This is a genomic window from Phenylobacterium sp. (assembly GCF_031425575.1).
GTDB lineage: Bacteria > Pseudomonadota > Alphaproteobacteria > Caulobacterales > Caulobacteraceae > Phenylobacterium.
On sequence record NZ_JANPJP010000290.1, the window covers coordinates 1 to 4,311 of the forward strand.

Consider the following 4,311-nt stretch of genomic DNA (forward strand, 5'->3'; position numbering starts at 1 on the left):
GTCGATGTGGGCGCCGGGATAGACCGAGCCCGCGCCCGCGCCCCCCTGCCCCAGCACGCCGAGACCGTGGGCGTCGTCCACCAGCAGCCACGCGTCATGCGCGCGGGCGAGATCGCTGATGGCGTCCAGGGGCGCCAGGTCGCCGTCCATGGAGAAGACCCCGTCGGTGGCGATCAGGCAGCGGGCGGCCGCGCCCCGCCGGGCGGCCAGCTTCTGCGCCAGGTCGGCCATGTCGTTGTGACGGAAGGCCAGCACGGTCGCGCCGGACAGCTGGGCGCCCGACCAGATGCAGGCGTGGGCCAGCTCGTCGGCCAGGATCAGGTCGCCGGGCCCCATGACGGTGGGAATGATGCCGGCGTTGGCCAGGTAGCCGGAGCCGAAGACACAAGCCGCCTGCTTGCCCTTCAGCGCCGCCAGCCGCGCCTCCAGCTCTCCGAAAACCGGATGGTCGCCGGTCACCAGCCGCGAGGCCCCGGCGCCGGCGCCGTAGCGCTCGACCGCCGCCATGGCCGCGGCCTTCACCGCGGGGTGGTGCGACAGGTTCAGATAGTCGTTGCAGGAGAAGGACAGCAGGCGCCGCCCGCCCCGCTCCACCCACAGGCCATCGATCCGGTCGGTGGGAACCAGTGCTCGCCGCAGGCTGCGGCTCTCCAGCTGATCCAGTTTCTCGGCGGCGAAGGCGGTGAGACTGTCGGTCATGGCGCGCCGATATGCACCCGCCGTGGGGTTGGGGGAAGGGTGCACCCTCCCCCGCTCATCCCGGCGAAGGCCGGGACCCAGGTGAGACCCCCGGCCTCCGAGGCACGTCGACGCTCACCCTGGCCACCTCGTATCGCATCAGATGAATCTGGGTCGCGGCCTTCGCCCCGGCGGTGTGGGCTCGCCAGATAGTGACAGCACCAGCGCCAAAATTTACCCAAGCTTGACCCTGCGGCCCCATAATGGGGATCGGTTCCGTAAGAGCCTGGAGTACCGCGTAAATGTCAGCCGTCCCCGCCCCGCCCGATGACCTGTCGACCTTCTTCGACGTCTCGCTGGACATGCTGTGCATCCGCGACATAGCGGGCCGGTTCGTGCGGGTCAGCCCGTCCTGGACCACGGTTCTGGGCTGGACCGCCGAGGAGCTGGTGGGCCAGCCGCTGCTGCCGCTGATCCACCCCGACGACGTACCGGCCACCGCCGACCTGACGCAGGCCATCCAGTCGGACGGCGAGATCGTCGGCTTCATCAACCGCTACCGCCACCGCGACGGCCGCTACCGGCAGCTGGAGTGGCGGGCGCGGCTGTCGGGGGACCAGGTGTTCGCCGTGGCCCGCGACGTCACCGACCGGATGGCCGCCGAGGCGCAGATGAAGGCCGCCCATGCGGCGGCCGAGGCCGCCAACCAGGCCAAGACCGACTTCCTGGCCAATATGAGCCACGAGATCCGCACGCCCCTGAACGGGGTGATCGGGGTGGCGGCGGCGCTCGCCCAGACCGAGCTCTCGCCTGATCAGCGGGAGATGGTGGGCCTGATCGAGACCTCGGGCCTGACCCTGGAGCGGCTGGTCTCCGACATTCTCGATCTGTCGAAGATCGAGGCCGGACGCCTCGAGATTGAGACCGCCCCCTTCCATCTGGCCGAAGCGCTGGAGGGCGTGCTGCACATCAACCGGCTAAAAGCCGATGAGAAGGGCCTGGCCTTCGCAGCCGACTTCGATGAGGGCGCGCGGGGGGAGTTCCTAGGGGACGCCACGCGCCTCAAGCAGGTGGTGGGCAACCTGCTCTCCAACGCCGTGAAGTTCACCGACCAGGGCGGGGTGCGGCTGCGGGTCAGCCTGACCGAGGCCGGCGACGGCCCGGCCCATCTCACCGTGGAGATTCGCGACACCGGGGTCGGCTTCGATGCGGAGACGGGCGCCAATCTGTTCCAGCGGTTCAGCCAGGCCGACGCCACCATCACCCGGCGGTTCGGCGGGACCGGCCTGGGCCTCTCCATCTGCAAGGCCATCGTCGAGATGATGGGGGGCGAGATCACCGCCAGCTCCGAACCGGGGCGTGGCAGTGTCTTCCGGGCGACCTTCCCCCTGCCCAGGGCGCCGGCGGCGGTCGACCCTGACGCCCGTCCCGCCACGTTCGCAACGCAGCTGGCCCGGGTCGACGCCCTGTGGGTGCTGCTGGCCGAGGACCACCCCATCAACCAGAAGGTCGTGCAACTGATCCTCGCGCCGCTTGGGGCGGAGATCACGCTCGCTGAGGACGGCGCCCAGGCCCTGGCGGCGTTCCAGGCCGGCTTCTTCGACCTGGTGCTGATGGACATGCAGATGCCGGTGATGGACGGCCTGACCGCCACCATGGCCCTGCGCGACGAGGAACGGCGGCGCGGGGCCGCGCGGACCCCGATCATCATGCTGAGCGCCAACGCCATGACCCAGCACCGCCGCGACGCCATGGCCGCCGGCGCCGACCACCACATCGCCAAACCCATCACCGCCCACCTGCTGATGGCCGGCATCGAGACGGTGCTTGAGCGGGTCGGGGCCGAGGCGGAGGCGGTGGGGTAATCCCTTTCCTGCCCCGTTTACGGGGAAGGGGGACCGCGCCGCAGGCGTGGTGGAAGGGGCGAGCCCCATCTACGGCGCCCGGTCGCGCGCCCTCCACCGCCTATCGGCGGTCCCCCACCCCCCTAAACGGGGGAGGAATAGGTCGCTGACCTTTCTACTTCGCCGGATAGAGCCACCGCAGGGCCCCGGCCTGCGCCGGGGTGAGCGGATTTAGGGGTGGGGGAGTTTACCGACGCGCGGCCAGCAGGTCGGTCCAGCGCCAGGCGCCGGTCCCGAGCGCCAGGCGGCTGGCCCCCGCCCCGTCCCCGAGCGAGATCAGCACCAGGCCGCGCATGGGTTGGGCGCGGCAGGCCGCCGGGGCGAAGGCCACCTCCATGGCGATGGCCTGGCGCAGGCCCGCGAGGCCCTTGCCGGCCTGGCCCGGGTTCTGCACCCAGTCGCCGTTCCAGACGTGCAGGGCCCGACCGCCGGTTCCGCGCCGCGCGCCCTCGACGACGGCCGCGATGTCGGCGTCGCGGCGCAGGGCGGCCTGCAGGCGTTCGACCATGTCGCAACGGGCCCCGCCGGAGCCGCCAGAGCCGCCGCCGACGCCCTCCCCCGATCCGCCGCCGCCGGAGCCGGCGGTGACAGCGCCCACCAGTTGGCCGTCGCTGAGGGTGGCGAAGGGCTGGCTGACCGGCGCCGGGGTCACATGGACCGGCGGGATGGGCGCAACGACCGAGCGGGGGACGTGGACCCTGATCTTCGGCGCGGGCCTGGCGGGGGGAGACGGCAGGGCGGGGACGGCGTCGGCGGGGGCCTGGGAGGCAGGCGCCGGTTGCGGTTCCGGTGGCGGCGGTGGGGGTGGAGGCGGCGGCGGTTCGTAAAGAGTCACCAGAATCGGCGGGTCTTCCAGGGGCGGCTCCAGGGGCGCGCGGGCGGTGAGCATGGCCAGCGCCACCAGCAGGTGCGCGGCCGCGCTGAGGGCGACGGCCCACCCGGTGGCGTTCCGCCAGCCGGCCCGCCGGGGCCGCTGGAACAAGGGATTGCTCATCTCCGTCACGGCGCCATTGGGCCACGGGGGGGCGTCAGGAACGTGGCGCCTTGGCCGTGGACGCCGCACCCCGCCGGGCGGGCTCGCGGGACCGCCTAAGGTGCAGCTGAGCCAGATTCCGGGCGGATTGTCGTCGTCACATCGCCACTCTGGGCCCGCCTGATTTCATCAGCGCAAGATCTTGGGCCACGCGCGCCCGACGGGAAGGAACCTGACCTTGAAGAATTCGATCCTGAAAACGACCGCCCTGGCCGGCGTCCTGGTGATGGCCGGCGCGGCGACCAGCGGCTGTGCGACCAAGGGCTTTGTCCGCGACCAGGTGGCCGTGGTGGACGGCCGCGTGACCACGGTGGAAGGCACGGCGGGCGAAGCCCTGAGCCGCGCCAAGGCCGCCCACAAGCTGGCCGAGGGCAAGTTCCACTACCAGGTGGTGCTGTCCGACGACTCGGTGAAGTTCCCCACCGACCGTCACGCCCTGTCGCCGGAAGCCGAGGCGCGGCTCAGCGAGCTGGCCGAAAGGCTGAAGGGCGAGAACAAGAACGTCTACCTGGAGATCCAGGGCTTCACCGACGCCACCGGCGACGCCGCGTACAACGACAAGCTAGGCGAGGCCCGGGCCGAGGCGGTGCGGCGCTATATGAGCCAGCAGGGCGTGGCCCTGAACCGCATGGCCACCATCTCCTACGGCGAGGCCACCCCGGTCGCCGACAACACCACCCCCGAAGGCCGCGCGCA

The 4,311-nt window shown here is 71.7% G+C and carries 4 protein-coding genes; 2 read left to right on the plus strand and 2 right to left on the minus strand.

Features of this window, described 5'->3' with window-relative positions; all coding sequences use genetic code 11:
- Positions 1 to 699, minus strand: a 699-nt coding sequence (locus RMO97_RS16245) for an aminotransferase class I/II-fold pyridoxal phosphate-dependent enzyme (RefSeq protein ID WP_310542070.1), incomplete at its 3' end; no start/stop codon positions are given.
- 281 nt (positions 700 to 980) lie between these two features.
- Between RMO97_RS16245 and RMO97_RS16250 the strand changes: the two genes are divergently transcribed.
- Complete coding sequence (locus RMO97_RS16250; protein ID WP_310542071.1) at positions 981 to 2,543, plus strand: ATP-binding protein; 1,563 nt, start codon at positions 981 to 983, stop codon at positions 2,541 to 2,543.
- A 226-nt stretch (positions 2,544 to 2,769) separates the two neighbouring features.
- On the opposite strand, the gene RMO97_RS16255 is transcribed toward RMO97_RS16250, so the two are convergent.
- Positions 2,770 to 3,576 carry a hypothetical protein gene (locus RMO97_RS16255; protein ID WP_310542072.1) on the minus strand — a complete coding sequence of 269 codons (807 nt, stop codon included), beginning with the start codon at positions 3,574 to 3,576 and terminating at the stop codon, positions 2,770 to 2,772.
- A gap of 265 nt (positions 3,577 to 3,841) precedes the next feature.
- On the opposite strand from RMO97_RS16255, the gene RMO97_RS16260 reads away from it, so the two are divergent.
- Positions 3,842 to 4,311: OmpA family protein (locus RMO97_RS16260; protein ID WP_409035328.1), on the plus strand; the 470-nt coding region annotated here is incomplete at its 3' end.